This is a genomic window from Enterococcus haemoperoxidus ATCC BAA-382 (assembly GCF_000407165.1).
GTDB classification, from domain to species: Bacteria; Bacillota; Bacilli; order Lactobacillales; family Enterococcaceae; genus Enterococcus_L; species Enterococcus_L haemoperoxidus.
In genome coordinates, this window is sequence record NZ_KE136479.1 from 806,145 (window position 1) to 824,351 (window position 18,207).

The following is an 18,207-nucleotide window of genomic DNA, read 5'->3' on the forward strand; positions in this document are numbered from 1 at the left end:
GGAAGCCCCAAAATTTGGAGGTTGGTTTAGAGTTTTTTTAGTTTATCAATTCGGATAGAAAAAATTCTGAACTCGTTGTAATGTCGACTCATGACCGACAAAATAAATTGTATCACCGGCAGTCAGTTTTGCATATGGACCAGGGGATACAAGGAGTTCATCACCATGTTTGATTGCAATCAAAGTGGCAGAAGTACTTTGCCATAAATTTAATTCACTGATCGTCATCTCAAGATGGGAGGCATCACTAGTTAATGTAAAGGTTACTGGATTTAACGGATTGAATGAGTCAAAACGTTTTGTTTGATCAACCAGTTTATCTAATATTTCTGAAAAATGACTTAATTCTTCTTTTTGTTTTTTTACACTATCAATCAAATCTTCTTTTAGATCATGGATCGATTGGACATCTTGATATTGGTCGACGAATAGCTTGGCCTTTTCCATAGAATGAACATAAAAACCACTACCGTGTTTTGCTTGAACGATTTCTAAATCAACTAAAACACTGATAGCCTTTCTGGCAGTTTCAGGAGAAACACTATATTTGTTAGCCAAGGTAGAACGTGCATGAATTTTATCACCAACTGTAAATGTTTGGTCAACAATCTTCGCTGCTACATCAACAGCGATTTGCTGATATTTAGGTTTCGTTACATTCATACTTTTTGAAGTCATATGAAGCCTGCCTTTCGTCAATTATTATCTTCTACTTCTTCAAGCTCTAAACTAAGATTTTCCCAGTCTGTCAGCAATTGATCTTGTTGTGCGCGTTGTGTTTCTAGCTCTTCATTTAATGCCATTAGCTTCATATGATCATCAACCAGTGCAGGGTCACTCATTGTTTGTTCTAATTGTGCGATCGTTGTGTCCAATGTTGCTAAGTTTTCTTCAATCTGGGTTATTTTTCGATTTAAATTACGTAGAATTTTTTGTTGTTCTTTATTTTGATAAAAATCATTTTTAGGTTTTGCAGTTTCTATTTGTTTTACAGAGGACTGTTCAGCTAATAATGCAGCTAATTCTTCTTCTTCTTTTTTCTTCTCTAGATAATAGTCATAATCTCCTAGATATAGCTTGCTACCAGACTCAGAAAGTTCGATGACTTTTGTCGCAATTCGATTAATAAAGTATCGGTCATGTGAAACAAATAAAATAGTTCCTTCATAATCGATCAGAGCATTCTCTAAAACTTCTTTGTTATCGATATCTAAATGGTTAGTTGGTTCATCAAGGATCAGAAAATTTTCTTTATCCATGGACAATTTAGCCAAAGCAACACGAGCTTTTTCACCGCCACTTAGAAGAGGGATCGTTTTTTCAACATCATTTCCACTAAATAAGAAGCTGCCTAAAACACTGCGAATGTCTTTTTCAGGTGTGGTCGGATGTTCATCCCAAAGTTCAGCTAAAACGGTCTTCGTACCATGCAGATTTGCTTGTTCTTGGTCATAGTAGCCGATTTGAACGTTTGTACCCAGATTCGCTGTGCCTTTAATGAAGGGAATGCTTCCGATAATCGATTTGAGTAATGTTGATTTACCAATTCCATTTGGTCCAACAAGAGCGATTGCTTCTTGTCTACGAATATCTAACGAGACAGGCTCAGATAAAATACGAGTATCATATCCAATTGCAGCATCTTCTATTTGTAAGACGACATTTCCAGAAGTTTTTTCAATAGCAAATAGGAAATTCGCTGATTTTTCATCCCCTTGAGGGCGATCTAGGCGTTCCATTTTTTCTAATGTTTTTCTACGACTTTGCGCACGCTTTGTAGTTGACGCTCTTACTAAATTACGGGCAACAAAATCTTCAAGTTTATTGATTTCAGTCTGCTGTTTTTCATATGCTTTCCACTCACTGGTCAGCTGTTCGGCTTTCAATTCTAAATACTTAGAGTAGTTTCCTTTATAATAACGCATTTTATGACGGCTGATTTCATAGACTTCTGTAACCACTTTATCTAAGAAATACCGGTCATGTGAAACAATTAAAAGTGCACCAGAATAACTAGGTAAATAATTTTCCAACCAAGAAAGAGTGTCAATATCTAAATGGTTAGTCGGTTCATCCAAAATCAAGATATCAGGCTTTTGCAGTAACATCCGTGCTAAAGCTAGACGCGTTTTTTGACCACCAGACAATGTACTGATGTTTTTTGAGTAAAAGTCTTCTGTAAAACCGAAGCCATGTAAGACAGAACGAATTTCATTCTCATAACCATAACCATTTTTTTCTGAAAACTCATGTTGTAGACGATCATATTCTTTCATAACAGATTCATAATTTGATGCTTCAGGTAACAGTTCGCTAATGATCAGCTCTAGTTCACGCATCCGCTTTTCCATTGTGATGACTTCAACAAAAGCTTCAAGCATTTCATCCCAAACGGTTTTATCAGAATCAAGTCCAGTATCTTGGGCTAAGTATCCCAGACTGGCTGTTTTATTTTTAGCGATTGTCCCAGCATCAGGAGCATCGATTCCAGCAATTATTTTTAAAAGAGTAGATTTACCAGCACCATTACGGCCAACTAAAGCGATCCGACTATTGGTACTGATCTCCATTTGTATGTTTTCAAACAAAGTGTCTGCGCCGAAATATCGGGCGATTTGATTTGCTTGGAGTAAAATCATGGGGCATCCTCATTTCTATTTCAATGCCTTTAGTGTAGCATAAATTCGTTGGAAAAAGCACCTATCCTATAGTGAGACTTAAAATTTATCGGGACTATTTAAGAAAGTTTGAAAAATATTTCTTTTTCTGAGCTGTAAGATTGCTTTTTATCTGGAACAACTGCTATCATGAGAGATGGATATTTGTCTATATTTAGAGTATTGGAGGTACGATTGTGAAAGACCAAATTATTCCAAAAGCAACGGCAAGACGCCTTCCCCTATATTATCGTTATTTGAGAATTCTGCATGATGCAGGCAAAAATAAAGTATCATCTACTGAGCTCAGTGATGCAGTGCAAGTAGATAGCGCAACGATTCGACGAGATTTTTCTTATTTTGGCGAATTAGGTAAGCGTGGCTATGGCTACGATGTAGAGAATTTAATGAATTTCTTTGCAAAAACATTGAATGATGATGAATTAACAAACGTAGCATTGATTGGTGTAGGGAACTTAGGAAGTGCCTTACTAAAGTATAAATTTCATCAAAGTAACAGTATTCGTGTTAGTTGTGCATTTGATGTCAACGATGATATTGTTGGCAGAATTGTCGATGGTATTCCGGTATATCCTATGACGGATATGATGGAACAAATTCGTGTACAGCAAATCGAGGTAGCAATTTTGACATTGCCAGCACGTAAAGCGCAAGAAGTAGTGAGTCAGTTAGCAGATGCTGGAGTAAAAGGTATTTTAAACTTTACAGCAGCTCGTTTAGTAGCGCCCACAGATGTTTTAATTCAAAATGTTGATTTGACAAATGAATTACAAACGTTGATTTACTTCTTACACCACGATAATGAATTAGCTGAGACGGAAGTCGAAGACGAAAAAGAATAAGAAAAACCTCCTATGATTGCAATTTTGTAAGAAATGCAATCATAGGAGGTTTTATTGTTCAGAGACTTGTTTAACTCATTATTTAGGTAGTTCAATATTTCCGTAGTGCAACATAAGTTGGGCAATGACAACGAGCGTATTCATCCCACAATGTGCAATGATCGAAGTCCAAATTTTCCCAGTCATTTTATACAGTACGGCAAAAAAGAAGCCCATGAAAAAATAAACAAAGAAATGCCCATCTTGATGAATAACAGAGAATAAGGAAGAACTAATAATAGCTGAAATCCAAAAACCAGTATACGCCTCTGTCAAGCCAATCAAAGAACGACGGAAAACAAATTCTTCCATGATAGGACCGCCAATAGTTGTTGCTAAAATAAAGAGTGGGTTAGCCAGAATAACTGCGATAATATTTTGGGTATTTTCTGAACTAGGCTTAGCTCCGGTGATTGTTGTTTCGATACTAAAAACGATCGCTTGAATAATCATGGCAATAAAAATTCCACTGAAACCAAGTAATAAAGTAAATACAGGAGACGTAAGCTTAGCCTCTTGTTCTACTAGTGTATTAGCAGTTTTTTTATTTTTAAAATAAAGCCAGATCATTAAAACAGCGCCAAGAATATACGTGACAGTTGTAGCACTAATCATAATATCACGTGAAAAAGGCTTGAAAAGAAAAGGCGAAAAGAATACGATGCCATATAGAAGGATCATTGTAAAACTTAGTTTTTTAATAGACAGATTTGTAGGCATAGAAAAAAAACTCCTTTCAACATTTACATAGCGGAAAAAGTACATTATAGTTTGCTTTTAATTTAGCAGGTTGTTATTTTCGATGATTATTGCGATATCCTAATAATAGAAAAATAAATACAAAGAAAAATGCTGCTTCCCATAAAGTAGTGGTCCAATCAAAACGTCTGCTCACTCCAAAAAAGAAGTTACCAACATTTGCAATAATCAAATAAAGTCCAGTTATCGTCAAAGCTCCGGTGATTCGTTGTTTCATTTTAATCGCCTCTCTTTCTGTTCTTATTTTACCATGAAATGGATCAGAGTGAAGAAATATAGCAATCTAAATTAAGGGACTTGTGCGTTGCAATGTACAAAAGTGTAAAAAGATAATTTCATATCCAAAAAATGAAGGAAGAATTATTTTATAAAATTAGTCAAAAGACTTGCAAAATGATAGGGAAATGAGTATTATAAATAGTGTGAGTTAGCACTCGGTAACTAAGAGTGCTAAAAAAGATAAATATTTTTTATGGAGGGATTTATTGTGTTAAAACCATTAAGCGATCGCGTCGTTATTGAAGTCGCGAAAGAAGAAGAAAAAACAGTAGGAGGCATCGTCTTAGCATCTGCTGCCAAAGAAAAGCCTCAAACCGGAAATGTTATCGCAGTAGGTGAAGGCCGTGTTTTAGAGAACGGTACAAAAGTTCCTGCCGATGTTAAAGTAGGCGATACCGTAATGTTTGAAAAATATTCAGGTACAGAAGTTAAATATGAAGGAAATGATTATTTGATCGTTTCTGGTAAAGACATTATTGCGATCGTCGAGTAACTCATTTTTAAACATAAAAAATCATTTAAAATAAAAAATAAAATTTTTGAGGTGAAGGAATTATGGCAAAAGAAATCAAATTTGCAGAAGATGCGCGTGCAGCAATGCTTCGTGGAGTAGATATTTTAGCAGACACAGTAAAAGTAACATTAGGTCCTAAAGGTCGTAACGTTGTTTTGGAAAAATCTTTCGGTTCACCATTGATCACAAATGACGGTGTAACGATTGCAAAAGAAATTGAATTAGAAGATCACTTTGAAAATATGGGTGCTAAATTAGTTTCTGAAGTTGCTTCTAAAACAAATGATATTGCAGGAGACGGAACAACAACTGCGACAGTATTAACACAAGCAATCGTCCGTGAAGGCTTAAAAAACGTTACTGCTGGTGCGAATCCCTTAGGAATCCGCCGTGGAATCGAATTGGCTACAAAATCTGCAGTTGAAGAATTACACAACATTTCAACTGTTGTTGATTCAAAAGAAGCAATCGCGCAAGTGGCAGCTGTTTCTTCTGGCTCAGAACGTGTTGGACAATTGATTGCTGATGCAATGGAAAAAGTTGGAAACGATGGTGTGATCACGATCGAAGAATCGAAAGGGATCGAAACTGAATTAGACGTTGTTGAAGGAATGCAATTTGACCGCGGCTACTTATCTCAATACATGGTAACAGACAATGATAAAATGGAAGCTGTTTTAGAAAATCCATATATCTTGATTACTGATAAAAAAATCTCTAACATCCAAGATATCTTGCCATTGTTAGAACAAATCTTACAACAAAGCCGTCCATTATTGATCATCGCGGATGATGTTGATGGAGAAGCGTTACCAACACTTGTTTTAAATAAAATTCGTGGAACATTCAATGTTGTCGCTGTTAAAGCACCAGGATTTGGGGATCGTCGTAAAGCGATGCTTGAAGATATTGCGATGTTAACAGGTGCCACAGTGATCACTGAAGATCTAGGTCTTGAATTAAAAGATACAACGATCGAAAATCTTGGTAATGCAAGCAAAGTTGTTGTTGATAAAGATAATACAACAATCGTTGAAGGTGCTGGCGAAAAAGCTGGTATCGATGCGCGTGTTCAATTGATCAAAAACCAAATTGCAGAAACAACATCTGATTTTGACCGTGAAAAATTACAAGAGCGTTTAGCGAAATTAGCTGGTGGTGTTGCAGTTGTTAAAGTTGGAGCTGCAACGGAAACAGAATTAAAAGAATTAAAATTACGTATTGAAGATGCATTGAACGCTACTCGTGCCGCTGTTGAAGAAGGTATGGTATCTGGTGGTGGTACAGCTTTAGTAAATGTAATTGGCAAAGTTGCTGCGTTAGATGCTGAAGGCGATGTTGCAACTGGTGTGAAAATCGTTGTTCGTGCTCTAGAAGAACCAATCCGTCAAATTGCTGAAAATGCTGGATATGAAGGTTCAGTAATCGTTGATAAATTAAAAAATATCGATTTAGGTATTGGTTTTAATGCTGCAAATGGCGAATGGGTAAACATGGTAGAAGCAGGAATCGTTGACCCAACCAAAGTAACACGTTCAGCATTACAAAATGCTGCATCAGTTGCTGCATTATTATTAACAACAGAAGCAGTAGTTGCAGATAAAGCAGAACCAGCAGGAGCTACAATGCCTCCAATGGACCCTTCAATGGGAATGGGCGGCATGATGTAGACACTAATTAAGGGTTCTTTGTCAACTAATGTTTGTGAAGAAAATCCAAAGAATTAAATCGATTAGTATAATGCCTAGAGGAACTTTCCTCTAGGTTTTTTTTGAAACAGAATTGTGCCAAAATAAAAAGAAATTCTTAATTTGATAGTGTAAAAGTTACGCAACCTGTAAACATCTATCGTCAACACTTTAATATGTTTATTTAAACATTCTAATGGTCTATTAGAATAAGGTAATTCTAGTGCATTTTTTACTTCATTTTAACTGGTTTTTGTCGAATTAATTCTAATGAAAATAGGGTATCTTCTCGATTATTTTACATTAAAAAAGATGCCGGTGATTTCTCATCAACATCAGAAAGTATAGAGCCCAAAAAATAGCAAGCTAACATATAAAAGTGTTAGCTCGCTTTTTTTTTGCTGATTTATTAATTTAGTTGAAGTAAGGCATGATCAAAAACTGTTGAATACCAGTCAGTACTAACAAATGAACTGGATAAAACCAATAAAAAAAATATTTCCACTGTTTGCCGCGCTTACCATTATAAAAATAGATTGGAAGAAAAGCTGTTGGTCCAAATAGACTATTTTGCAAAAGAACCCCTGCACCTAAAAGACATTTCGCTAAACGAAAATCTCTAAATAGATATAAAATGACAATCAATAAAACCCCAATCCAACCACCATAATCTGTATGGAACCATTCAGCTAAAAAAATCCCAATTCCTATCAGAATCAAAGAAAGCGTGATCGTTGTAATCGATCGTGTGGATAATTTTTTTAACCCAATGATTACAAGCAAACCAATCAATAGAGTGAAAAAAACATTTTGGCTTTTCAAATCAATAAGTTGGTGTGAAAAAGCGAGATCATAAGGAATCTCAGAAATCAAAGCGAATAATGATAAACGTATCAGATAGCGTTTTGTATTTGAAGTATGAAGAAAGCCTTCCACAAGTAAAAAACAAAAAATGGGAAATGCAAGTCTTCCAAATATAATGAAAACACGGAAAAACACTTGAAGCGTTTCAGACAAAGGAGTAGGTTCCGGAGCAAAAGGAACTGACATTACTGATGGTGGAAAAGAAATGATTTTGGCTGTGTGATCCAAGAACATAGCAACAACAGCAATCCATTTTAATTGGCTGCCAGATAAAAAACGTGTTGTTTCCAATCGAAATTCTCCTATTCTAAAGGGTATACTATTGTCTTATTTTACCACAGATAATTCTATAAATGATTGATTAGAAAAAGAATGATAGACTAACAAATAGCTAAAAACTGTTGATGAAAAGTTATCGTAAACTTTTCATCAACAGTTTTGAAAAAAATATATATTAATGATATTTAAAATAGATTATTTTTTAATTAAATAGTGAAAAAAATAGGATATATTGTTATAATGAAACTACGATCAAGTGATAAAGATCTTTCTTGAATGTAGTAGTTATAAGAAAATAATGTTCTAAAAATGATCTAACCAGCTTTGATTTCTAGCTACTAATTCATTTTATATCAAAAATAGGAAGCAGTCTATAAGTAAAAGTTCGGTTTTTTATCATTTTTTTAATAAAATTGATAAAAAAATGAGAATAATTAACTACTATTTTGAATGTAGTGTGAAAAATAGATGGATTTTATCATGATTTTTCTTGTTTATGTCCTATTTTATCCAGTAAAGGTTAATCAGTATTCGTTAGAAAATGATTTTATATTTTTTAGCCGTCAAATAAGCCGTCAATTTTTTTGGGGAAAGGGTGTCGTGTTTTGAGCAGAAAAGGTGAGAACATTTATAAAAGAAAGGATGGTCGTTGGGAAGGCCGATATATGAAAGCGAGAAATGAGCATGGTAAAATTATTTATGGCTATATTTATGGGAAACGCTATAGACATGTAAAAGAACGATTGGCTGAATTGAAAGTTCAATACTCTTTTTCGCACAAAAATATCAACGTGTACAAAGGCACAGTTGAAAATTGGTTAAATCATTGGTTGAATGTATTGATGCAAAAGAAAATTAAGCGTTCTACTTATTCAAGTTATCGTTTGCGTATCGACAAATACATTATTCCGTTTCTAGGAAAAAAACAATTAACTCAATTGAAAAGTCAAGACGTAGAAGAATTTGCTAACTATCTCACTCAATTGGATTTATCTCCTTCGACTATCCATTCGATTATAACTGTACTAAAAAGTGCGATGAACAAAGCTTGTATTGAAAATTACATACTATCTAATCCATGTAAAAATCTATTTTTGGCAGCAACGAAAAATTCAGAAATATCAGCACTTAGTATGAAAGAACAAGAAAAAATCGAGCAAGTTGCCTTGAGAGAGGCAAACTGTTCAGCGGTTATTTTAGCATTATATACAGGTTTGAGGATTGGCGAAATCAGTGGATTAAAGTGGAGTGATATCGACTTTGAAAAAAATATTATTTATATAAGAAGGACACTTTATAGAATTCCTAGCACAACAAACAGCAATAAAACAGAGATCATTTTGGCAGAGCCAAAAACGAAAAGCTCTAAGCGTTCGATTCCTTTAGCCAAAAATTTGAAAAACTACCTATTGGATAAGCAAAAAAGTATTACTTCTGAATATGTGATTTCTTGTAAAGAGAGTTATGCTGAGCCTAGAGTTATCAGTTATCGATTTAGAAAAATCATTGAAGAAGCTGGCATTCGATCGGTTCATTTTCATATTTTACGTCATACATTCGCTACAAGGTGCGTTGAGCAAGGGATCGATATTGCGACATTAAGTAAATTACTAGGACATGCTTCAATAAAACTGACCTTAGATACTTACACAGACTCTCTTTGGGAAAATAGAAAAGCAGCGGTTTCAGTAATTGATAATAAATTAAGAACGGCATTTGTTTCATCCTAAATAAAAAAATAGTTCATGTTAAAACGAATCATTCGTTTTAACATGAACTATTTTTTTACCAGTAAGTTTCAACTTAGCAAATATATAGTTTTTTTAGCCGTCAAAAAATGGTCAATGAAACTTTTAAGCCCTGTCAAATGAACTAAAACGAGCATTTTTCTTATAACTACTACATTCAAGAAAAATCAGTTTAGCCAATTTTTAGAAACACCGCCGTTTGGTCTATTTATTAAGCCCTTAATAAATAAACGTATACTTATTATAATCGCAAATCTAGAATTTCTAAACTCTAAAGTCTTCAAAATCAGTAGAAAATTAAGTTCGAAACATTGAATCAACTAAAAAACATAGAAAAATGATGGTAAGGGAGGATATCAACAATGTATGTGATTGGATACATTGCATCAAATAATGAAATAAGTGAACAACATAAAAAACTATTTGAATCACTTCATTGTCAGATTCAACTGATTGAAAAGGAAAAAGTTGTTCAACTCCTTGAAAAGGAGAATAACGTATTACAACATATTGAAACCTTAATTATCGATGTGGATAGGCTAAGTAATTTTAATTGGGTTTGTGAAATAATCATGAATTTACGCAAGCAAACGACGTTACCACTTTGGATTTTAACTTCATCTAACTATACAAATCGAACAAACCGAATTGTCTATTTACAGCTTGGCGTGGATGGCGTTCTCGACAAAGAACATGGGTTAGATGAGCCTATTTTGATGATGAGAAACTTAATGCAGCGATTTAAGCAACAGGTGACACCTAAAAATACATTAAGTAGTGAATCTGTTCAGTTTAAGTTAATACCGCAGAATTTAAGTGTCAGCTTAAACCATGGTGAGGAAGTCAACTTAACAAAATTAGAATTTCTAACAATCGAGTATTTACATAAGCATGCCCGCGAAACAATGACATACGAAGATATCTATGAAAATGTATGGAATGATAGCTACGGAAATAGAAAATATCGAGTATCTAATTTAGTCTTTCATTTACGAAAAAAATTGGAATCAGATATTGAAAAACCAAAATACATTAAAACAATCCGCTCTAAAGGGTATATGTTAAATGTTTAGCTTAAAAAAATAGTAATTATTTAGGGGGAAAAGACATGCGGAGATATTTGATTTCAGTTAAGAAAATCATTTGCGAAACAGGCTAGAATGAATGAGCTGAGTCAATCGTTGCTTGTTTGTCTGGAAAGGAGGGGAAAACTGGGTCGTTTCGTAAACAATATAAACTTTGGGAGGAAAAAGATTTGAAAAAAACACATGTATTGAAAAATGGGTTACTAACATTGGCAGCGACCCTTGCACTAGGAGCAGTAGTATTGACAGTACCAACTACCATTTCAGGAAGTCCGGTTGTGGCTTATGCAGCGGAGGAAACAGCAGAAGTAGCCACAATCGCTGAATTTGAAGCAGCATTAAAAAATCCAACGATCACTGTAATCAATGTGAACCAAAGTATTCAATTCACTAAAAACATTACAAATATCCCTAATCGTGATTTAACGATCAACGGAAATGCGGATAAAGGTGTCGTGATCAATTCAGCTCACAACTCTATCTACGGCAAACAAAACACAAAAGGTAAAAATCTAGTAACGATCACTAACGCTAATATTGTTGGTGCAGACAGTGACGGACGTTTCTTTACAGGCGGAGCAGGTAATGGTCCTTCAAGTTACGGTTGGGATGTTTTAGCGAAAAATGTTACTTACACTGGTGCTCGTTTTGTTCACCTTAGTGAAGGAAAATTAACATTTGATGGCACAAACACTATCACAACTCGTGCTGAAAATGCTTGGGTTCATGATTTAGAATTCAAAGCTGGTTCTACCTATAATGGAATTGCTGCAAATAAAGACCATGGTCAATTTTCAGCTTTCTACTTCAACGGTGCTTTGATCAAAGGCAAAGCAACTGGTGAAGCAATTATCGGAGACAAAGCAAAAGTAAATGTAAAAATTGGACCACAAAGTAATGTTAACCATTACTATCCAGTTTTTTATGACAAAGTTCAAAAAGTAGATGTTGGTACAGATGCTTCACTTGATGTTGATGCAGCTGGAGTGGCATTCCAATTTATTCCTCGTGCAGATTACGTGAACAAAGTACCAACATTTAATCTAGCTGCTGGAAGTAAAGTTCACTTGAATGGCCGTGGTGGCGGAAACTACGCAACAATGAAATTACAGTACTACGGATCAGAAGTAAATGTTTCTGAAGGGGCTGAATTAGTTGTTACTGGTAACAGTACAAAAGCTGTTATTGAAAGTGAGTATAAAGGTGCGGTAATCAATTTAAACGCTCCTGAAAACTTTGAAGTAACAAACAAAAAAGCAAATTCAAAACTATTCTATTCAACAAATACAACAATTAATGCAACAGACGTAAGTGAAGTAGCAACTTGGGCTCAAACTGGCGGTGAATATGAATACACACCAGTTTATTTAGATGCCGGAGACTTTTCACTGAACTTTGGTAAGATCTGTAACAGTAAAACCTTATCTATAACAGGAGATCTATCACCTAACTTTGCTTTAGAAAACTACGGGAAAATTTCTCTAGTTGGCGGTGGCGCATAGTTATTCTGCGTTAAACACAAAGCTATCAACGAGTGCAGTTTAATGAAAGATTCGTATAAATAATGAATAACGATTAGATGATGTTGGGGAAATTTTTTCGAATGACTTCACTAGAAAATTAATTTCTCGTGAGAGCCAACAGAAAATTTTCCCAACAGTCTTATAAAATAAACTGCTTCAGTCGTAAATGATATTCGTTTAACTTAATTTGTTTGCTGAGGAGGTGGAACAGTGAAAAAAAATAAGTGGAGAGCTTTCGTGGTTATCTGTTTTATGTTACTTGGAATTTACTATATAAATACTAGTAAAGATAAAGCCATACTGGCTGCTCCAGAAAACTACAATGATATCTTATTAGCTCCAGGCATTAATATCGCCAATGGGGTAGGGACAGATACTGAAATCCCAGGAGATTTTGGTACAATGTTCAAACTGACCAAAGAGGTTAGTTATGAAGTCAAAGGCTTAAAAGATCCGGTAAATGATGTACTTGTAAAAACAGGTTCAGGAATAAATGACCCAAAAGCTTCAAAAGTATTTCGATTTAGTCCTGATAATGTTGTACCTGAAAAAAGTGTTTTGGTAAAGAATGCAGGACTTTACAATGGCAGAAGCATTGATTTAAAGCTAGTGATCGACGATATGGATATTGCACCCGATGAGACGACTGGAAAATATCCATATGTAAACTTTATGGCGGTAAACTATAACGACAAAGACAAAACGGATGAAATTCCATCAACCAATATAAAGGTCTGGAATGAAATGTTTTTAATGTTCGGAAGTGCGACAAGAAGTAGTTCAGGATTCAATGATGCCTACGCTATTGGAGACAAAGTAGACTATCATTATGAATTTTTTGACCATGAAACGGGCGCTGCAGTGAATTTCCAAGGTACTTGGAATTTTAATAACATCAATGGCTTGAAAGCCGTAACAACAGACTTTGATGGGGATTTCAATAATTTATATGTGTTAAAAGATACGTGGATTGGTTATTTGAAAGATACACCGAAAGCTGGAAAGCTTGAGCTTTACGGTACGAATACAACAGTCAATAGTGAAAGAAGTCTTTTGACTCAGCTTTTTTCCGGAAAAACATTTTATACAAGTCTAGAACGCAGATCGGCAACAACGAGCGTTAGACCAAGTCAAATGGTTGTAATGTATGGAACGCAATCTCTCGCTAGGATAGCACCAGCTACGCCGATAGTCTATGGCGTGAAAAATGAAGCAACGCATACCGATGCGGATTATCTGAATCTGACATATTCAATACTACAAACAATTCCTGATAATAAAATTGAGAATAGAGATGACTCGTTCAAAATCGAAACTGAAGTACCAAGTGTTTATGATATCGATTTATCTGCCATTAAGATTTTTGAATATGGTACAGATAAAGAGTGGACTAGCTTATTCAAAATAGATAAAGAGCCAAACAACTCAAGTAAATTAATCTTGAATGCGGATTTATCAACGGCTACTAATGCAGAAAACTTTAATGGAAAAGTATTTGATATCAAGATAAAAGCAAAGACAAATGCTTCATTTAATTTTAATAAAAATGATACAACTTACGGATATCAAAGTAGTGGGGCCGACAACGGTTATATGACTTTTGAACTTGCAGGACCAAAAACCAATGCATCTTATACTTATACTACTTCAAGTGGAGGAATATTAAGTGATACGTTAGACTCAAAAATTGTTGAGGGACAAACAAAATCAAAAGTTCTTTATGAAGGGGTGCCTAGTGCAGATTCTAAAGAAAATATCAAAATACCAATTGGGGCAAATTTTACAATTGACTATCCTCAACCAGGTGATTCCTTTTTAGAGAATATCCGTGTAGACACAGAAAATTTAATCGATCAGCCAATAAGTGTTACCTACACTAAGGGGAAAACATTACCTGATACATCAGTGCTTGGAGATACGACTTTATGGTTAACATTAACAACAGCTAAAAACGTTACAAAAGATATCGAGGTAAAAGTAACCATTGTCCCAACAGCCGCCGAGTTACGGGTCAAATACAAAATTAATGGCAGTTATATGACAGATAAATACCCCGATTATGTTGATTCAACTCAAATGATTGGTGCGCCAATTAACTTGAAGAATATCAAACAAGTTACAGATACACTTGATGCAATTAAAGAAGCTGGATATAAACAGACCAATACACCAATAGAAGAATTTAATCTCTCTGCTAATGGTAATACGATAGAGTATGAATTTGAAGGAACTTTATTCCTCTTTTCAAGCCCAACTATTCTGGATTTTGGGATTGAAGAGGCAAGTTATAAAGCGATTCGAGTGAACGAAGCTCAACTTGATAAAGCATTGATCATCAAAGATACCCGAGCTGTCAAGCAGAAATGGACATTGTCAGCAAAGCTTACACAAGATTTTACCTTAACTGAAACAGATGGGACTAAAAAGATTATCCCGGATATTCTACGCTATAACGACGGTACAGATGAAGAAAAAAAATTCAATCTTACAGAAAAACGTGATTTGTTGGTAGATGAACATACAACAAGTAATGAATATGATGTGAGCAAAACCTGGAATTCAAATGGCAAAGGATTTAAGTTGGATGTACCTGGAGATACTGTTAAAACACTAGGAAAGTATCAAGCAAAAATCGAATTTACAGTAAATGCAACGCCTTAAAAGCAAAGGAGAGACAATCAATTGATCATGAAAAAAATAAACATTAGTGTTGCTCTGGTTTTTCTTGTTTTTGTAGGCTGTCTTTTTACTGTAAAGTCTACTTCGGTTTATGGAGCGCAAGCTGCTGTGCAAACGAATGGAGAAATTGTTTTTACAACAGAAAGTTCCCAGACGTCATCGACAACAAGTGGCTCTAGTGAAGAATCAATAAAAAAACCTGTGGGTAAGTTCCCTTCAACAGGGGAATTGGTCGTAAGAAGTCTATCCGTAAGCGGATTTGTTCTAGTCTTGATCGTATTTGCTTTTTATCTATTAAAAAGAAGGAGTGCCACTGACGGGAAGGACGGTCAAAGCCAATGAAAAAAATAGCATTTGCGATTGTTTTTCTTGGCACCGTGCTATTATCTTACGGACAATTTGATCAAGTACAAGCACAAGAATCTCGCGAAGGTGGAGCTGAAATTGATCTTAAACGGTTTAAAGAAAATAACTCCATCATTCGAGATCCAGAAAATCCAGAAGTACAGGTTGATCCCGGTGAAACTCCACAAACAAAAGGAGACTTACGGATTGATTTTGTACCTAAATTAAACTTTAGTACAGTGCCAATTTTAGATAAAACAGCTGTATTTCCAGTGAATGCTCAATTATTCCACGACGATACAGGTGCTAGGGGGAATTTTATCCAAGTATCCGATTATCGTGATGATCCCACTGGCTGGACCTTACAAGTTAGACAAGAACAGCAATTTAAGCATGCGATAAAACAAGGCGTAGAACTAAAAGGCGCAGTGATTTCATTAGATCAAATATGGACGAACTCAACAAAAGATGCTTCACTTTCACCCAGTGTTTCCAAAGAAGTAATTCATATGAGTAATGTTGGAGATACTTATAATTTGGCACAAGCTCAGCCTGAAAAAGGTTCTGGGACATGGAGCATCATCTTTGGGGCATCAAAAGAAAATAAAAATGATCGTCCAAATTCATTAGAACAACGATTGGATTCTTCTGGTAAAGAAATAGAAGACCCAACCTTCAAAAAGCCTGTTTACAGTAATCAAGCGATCACTCTTTCTGTTCCAAAAGAAACAGAAAAACAAACAGGTGCTTATTCCACGGTGTTAACTTGGATATTAGCCGAGTTACCATAGATAAAACACAAAACTAGGAGGAAACACAAATGAAATTAACACACAAATTAGCTGGTACAGCGTTACTAGCAGCAGTAGCGGTAGCAGCAACAGCTCCAGGAGTAACAAAAGCCGCAGATCCAGCAGCACCAGGAGTTGGAGAAGGAGAAATCGAATTCACAAGTAAAACATATGGTTCATATGATTCTTCAGGTGTTGTACCACCAGATTATACTAGCCAATCAACAATCGACACTGATTCAACAGCGTTACTAGATGGACCATTCTTAGTACAAGGAATGTCTAAATTAGTGTTTAATTCGCAATCAGCGACAACCGGAGCAGTAACGTCATGGGCTCAACCAACTAAAGCAAATGCTGGTATGACAAATGAAGTAGACAATCGTGCAAACTGGGTACAATTTAAAGATGATCGCCAAGTAGATGACCATGGTTATGAATTGAAAGCTGTTATCTCTCAAAACTTCCAATTTAACGACACTGAAAAAGGGAAAGTTAGAAATATTAAAGGTGCTCAAATCACATATGGTAACGCAAACCTAGTAGCGGATAAAGATAATGAATCGTTAAAACCTTCTTCTACAGGGCTTAACAAGGCAGCAAAAGTGAATGAAACGGGTTCAGAATTAGTATTCAAAAATATGGAAGAAACAAAAGGACGCGGACGTTATGCTGTTTACTTTGGTGATGCTTTGGACGATACACAACCAGCAAACGAGTCTGTTAAATTAGATCTTCCAGCAAACCAAGCTGAAGAAATCATGAATGGTAAATACGTTGCGAAAATCACTTGGACACTTGAAGCAACGCCAAAACCATAAGCAAAAAACTATTGTAAGTAAGTGACCGAGGCATAACTCTGTGAGTCATACCTCGGTCACACGGAATCAGAATAAATGGGGGGGCAGAAGCAACGCCTTCGGAAATAAGCTGGAACTGTGTTTTGCACAAATACCTACTTGATTCTCGGAGTTAAACTCTTCTGTCCCATCCTCTATTTATTGAGGGAACAAGAAAGGACAAAATGATCAAATGAAGAAACGAATCGGCATAGGGCTTTTTTTTAGTCTATACATAGTGGCGCTTCTTGGATTTTCTACACCAGCACATGCGAATTTACAGTTTACGTATGAAACGGTAAAACCAGAAAATCAGCAAGGAGATTTTGAGTATTTTAATTTACTTATGCAACCTGGGCAAAAGCAAACAGTGCAAGTTATGTTGTCAAATCGCGCAGATGAGGAACAAACCATTGAAGTTGGTTTAAATGGCGCAAAAACAAATTCAAACGGTGTTTTAGAATTCGGACCAAGTGCCATAAAAAACGATGCGTCATTAAAATATGATTTTAAAGATCTAGTCAAAGGGCCCAAAGAAATGACCTTAGGACCTAATGAAACTCGTCCATTAAATATAGAAATCAGTATGCCTGAAACCAATTATATTGGAAAAATTGTTGGAGGGATCCACTTAAAATCTAAACCGACGAAAAAAGAAGAAGAAGAAAATAAAAAAGCAACAGGAGTCATCAATGAATATGCCTTTGTTATTGGTATGGTATTGAGTGAATCAGATACTGTAATAAAACCAGAGTTAAGTTTGAATAAGGTCTATGCTGGCTTGGCTAACTATCGTAATAGTATTTTTGCTAATTTTTCAAATACAAGTGCTGATTTTGTCAATAATATGACAGTTGAAATGGAAGTGACCAAAAAAGGATCAGAGGCTGTTTTATACGATATAAAACGAGCAGATATGCGGATGGCACCTAACTCAATGATTGATTTTCCTTTAGAGATGAATGGAGATCAGATGGAAGCGGGTGATTATAAGGCTCATATTGTTGTCACAAGTGGTGAAGAAAAATGGACGTTTGACAAAGCATTTAAAATCACAAATGAAGAGGCTGATAAATACAACGCACAAGATGTCACATTGATTCAAGAAAGAGGAATTGATTGGAAGTTGATTGCACTGATCGTAGGCGGTGTCTTTGTTACGTTCTTGGCTATTTTCTTTATCGTTCGTAGCATGAATAAGAAAAAGAATAGTAAAAAGAGAGGAAAGAAAAAGCGTAAATAAGAAAGGAGATCG

16 protein-coding genes are annotated in these 18,207 nt (G+C 35.3%); 11 read left to right on the forward strand and 5 right to left on the reverse strand.

Annotated elements, in window-relative coordinates:
• Positions 1-45 precede the first annotated feature (45 nt).
• Entirely contained in the window at positions 46-678 is a 633-nt protein-coding gene (locus I583_RS03830) for a GntR family transcriptional regulator (RefSeq protein WP_010763251.1), read from the reverse strand.
• Between the two features lie 17 nt (positions 679-695).
• Positions 696-2,639 carry an ABC-F family ATP-binding cassette domain-containing protein gene (locus I583_RS03835; RefSeq protein WP_010763252.1) on the reverse strand — a complete coding sequence of 648 codons (1,944 nt, stop codon included), beginning with the start codon at positions 2,637-2,639 and terminating at the stop codon, positions 696-698.
• Between the two features lie 215 nt (positions 2,640-2,854).
• Here I583_RS03835 and I583_RS03840 point away from each other — a divergent pair, with 215 nt between their 5' ends.
• The gene (locus I583_RS03840; protein ID WP_010763253.1) at positions 2,855-3,520 is read left to right on the forward strand and encodes a redox-sensing transcriptional repressor Rex; all 666 of its coding nucleotides are present in this window, start codon (positions 2,855-2,857) and stop codon (positions 3,518-3,520) included.
• A 78-nt stretch (positions 3,521-3,598) separates the two neighbouring features.
• Here I583_RS03840 and I583_RS03845 read toward each other — a convergent pair whose 3' ends face one another.
• Positions 3,599-4,267 carry a CPBP family intramembrane glutamic endopeptidase gene (locus tag I583_RS03845; protein WP_034683125.1) on the reverse strand — a complete coding sequence of 223 codons (669 nt, stop codon included), beginning with the start codon at positions 4,265-4,267 and terminating at the stop codon, positions 3,599-3,601.
• An 85-nt stretch (positions 4,268-4,352) separates the two neighbouring features.
• The gene (locus I583_RS03850; RefSeq protein WP_010763255.1) at positions 4,353-4,535 is read right to left on the reverse strand and encodes a hypothetical protein; all 183 of its coding nucleotides are present in this window, start codon (positions 4,533-4,535) and stop codon (positions 4,353-4,355) included.
• 270 nt (positions 4,536-4,805) lie between these two features.
• Here I583_RS03850 and groES point away from each other — a divergent pair, with 270 nt between their 5' ends.
• Both groES and groL read left to right on the forward strand, forming a co-directional pair.
• The gene (groES, locus tag I583_RS03855; RefSeq protein ID WP_010763256.1) at positions 4,806-5,090 is read left to right on the forward strand and encodes a co-chaperone GroES; all 285 of its coding nucleotides are present in this window, start codon (positions 4,806-4,808) and stop codon (positions 5,088-5,090) included.
• 62 nt (positions 5,091-5,152) lie between these two features.
• Positions 5,153-6,781 (forward strand): chaperonin GroEL, encoded by a 1,629-nt coding sequence (gene groL, locus I583_RS03860; protein WP_010763257.1) that lies wholly within the window; start codon positions 5,153-5,155, stop codon positions 6,779-6,781.
• Positions 6,782-7,213: 432 nt separating this feature from the next.
• On the opposite strand, the gene I583_RS03865 is transcribed toward groL, so the two are convergent.
• A complete protein-coding gene (locus tag I583_RS03865; protein ID WP_010763258.1) occupies positions 7,214-7,954 on the reverse strand; it encodes a TraX family protein in 741 nt (246 codons plus the stop codon).
• A gap of 593 nt (positions 7,955-8,547) precedes the next feature.
• On the opposite strand from I583_RS03865, the gene I583_RS03870 reads away from it, so the two are divergent.
• The 8 genes from I583_RS03870 (at position 8,548) to I583_RS03905 (ending at position 18,195) form a co-directional block, all read left to right on the forward strand.
• Positions 8,548-9,672 (forward strand): tyrosine-type recombinase/integrase, encoded by a 1,125-nt coding sequence (locus I583_RS03870; RefSeq protein WP_034682636.1) that lies wholly within the window; start codon positions 8,548-8,550, stop codon positions 9,670-9,672.
• Positions 9,673-10,052: 380 nt separating this feature from the next.
• Positions 10,053-10,763, forward strand: a complete 711-nt coding sequence (locus tag I583_RS03875) for a winged helix-turn-helix domain-containing protein (RefSeq protein ID WP_010763260.1) — start codon at positions 10,053-10,055, stop codon at positions 10,761-10,763.
• Between the two features lie 182 nt (positions 10,764-10,945).
• Complete coding sequence (locus I583_RS03880) at positions 10,946-12,277, forward strand: pectate lyase-like adhesive domain-containing protein (RefSeq protein WP_010763261.1); 1,332 nt, start codon at positions 10,946-10,948, stop codon at positions 12,275-12,277.
• Positions 12,278-12,508: 231 nt separating this feature from the next.
• Positions 12,509-14,959 carry a DUF1304 family protein gene (locus I583_RS03885; RefSeq protein ID WP_034682638.1) on the forward strand — a complete coding sequence of 817 codons (2,451 nt, stop codon included), beginning with the start codon at positions 12,509-12,511 and terminating at the stop codon, positions 14,957-14,959.
• Positions 14,960-14,986: 27 nt separating this feature from the next.
• Positions 14,987-15,319 carry an EF2685/EF0750 family sortase-dependent surface protein gene (locus I583_RS03890; RefSeq protein WP_244264862.1) on the forward strand — a complete coding sequence of 111 codons (333 nt, stop codon included), beginning with the start codon at positions 14,987-14,989 and terminating at the stop codon, positions 15,317-15,319.
• On the forward strand, positions 15,316-16,113 hold the full coding sequence (locus I583_RS03895; protein ID WP_010763264.1) for a WxL domain-containing protein: 798 nt from the start codon (positions 15,316-15,318) through the stop codon (positions 16,111-16,113). Before I583_RS03890 ends, I583_RS03895 begins: the two co-directional genes overlap by 4 nt.
• A gap of 29 nt (positions 16,114-16,142) precedes the next feature.
• The gene (locus I583_RS03900) at positions 16,143-16,934 is read left to right on the forward strand and encodes a WxL domain-containing protein (protein ID WP_010763265.1); all 792 of its coding nucleotides are present in this window, start codon (positions 16,143-16,145) and stop codon (positions 16,932-16,934) included.
• Positions 16,935-17,145: 211 nt separating this feature from the next.
• A complete protein-coding gene (locus I583_RS03905) occupies positions 17,146-18,195 on the forward strand; it encodes a WxLIP family cell surface protein (protein WP_010763266.1) in 1,050 nt (349 codons plus the stop codon).
• The last annotated feature ends 12 nt before the right edge of the window (positions 18,196-18,207 follow it).

What these genes read in the sequence shown, in the direction of transcription:
- I583_RS03830 (WP_010763251.1), bottom strand. Translation starts at nt 678, where the DNA reads ATGACTTCAAAAAGTATGAATGTAACGAAACCTAAATATCAGCAAATC.
- I583_RS03835 (WP_010763252.1), bottom strand. Translation starts at nt 2,639, where the DNA reads ATGATTTTACTCCAAGCAAATCAAATCGCCCGATATTTCGGCGCAGAC.
- I583_RS03850 (WP_010763255.1), bottom strand. Translation starts at nt 4,535, where the DNA reads ATGAAACAACGAATCACCGGAGCTTTGACGATAACTGGACTTTATTTG.
- groL (WP_010763257.1), top strand. Translation starts at nt 5,153, where the DNA reads ATGGCAAAAGAAATCAAATTTGCAGAAGATGCGCGTGCAGCAATGCTT.
- I583_RS03875 (WP_010763260.1), top strand. Translation starts at nt 10,053, where the DNA reads ATGTATGTGATTGGATACATTGCATCAAATAATGAAATAAGTGAACAA.
- I583_RS03890 (WP_244264862.1), top strand. Translation starts at nt 14,987, where the DNA reads ATGAAAAAAATAAACATTAGTGTTGCTCTGGTTTTTCTTGTTTTTGTA.
- I583_RS03895 (WP_010763264.1), top strand. Translation starts at nt 15,316, where the DNA reads ATGAAAAAAATAGCATTTGCGATTGTTTTTCTTGGCACCGTGCTATTA.
- I583_RS03900 (WP_010763265.1), top strand. Translation starts at nt 16,143, where the DNA reads ATGAAATTAACACACAAATTAGCTGGTACAGCGTTACTAGCAGCAGTA.
- I583_RS03905 (WP_010763266.1), top strand. Translation starts at nt 17,146, where the DNA reads ATGAAGAAACGAATCGGCATAGGGCTTTTTTTTAGTCTATACATAGTG.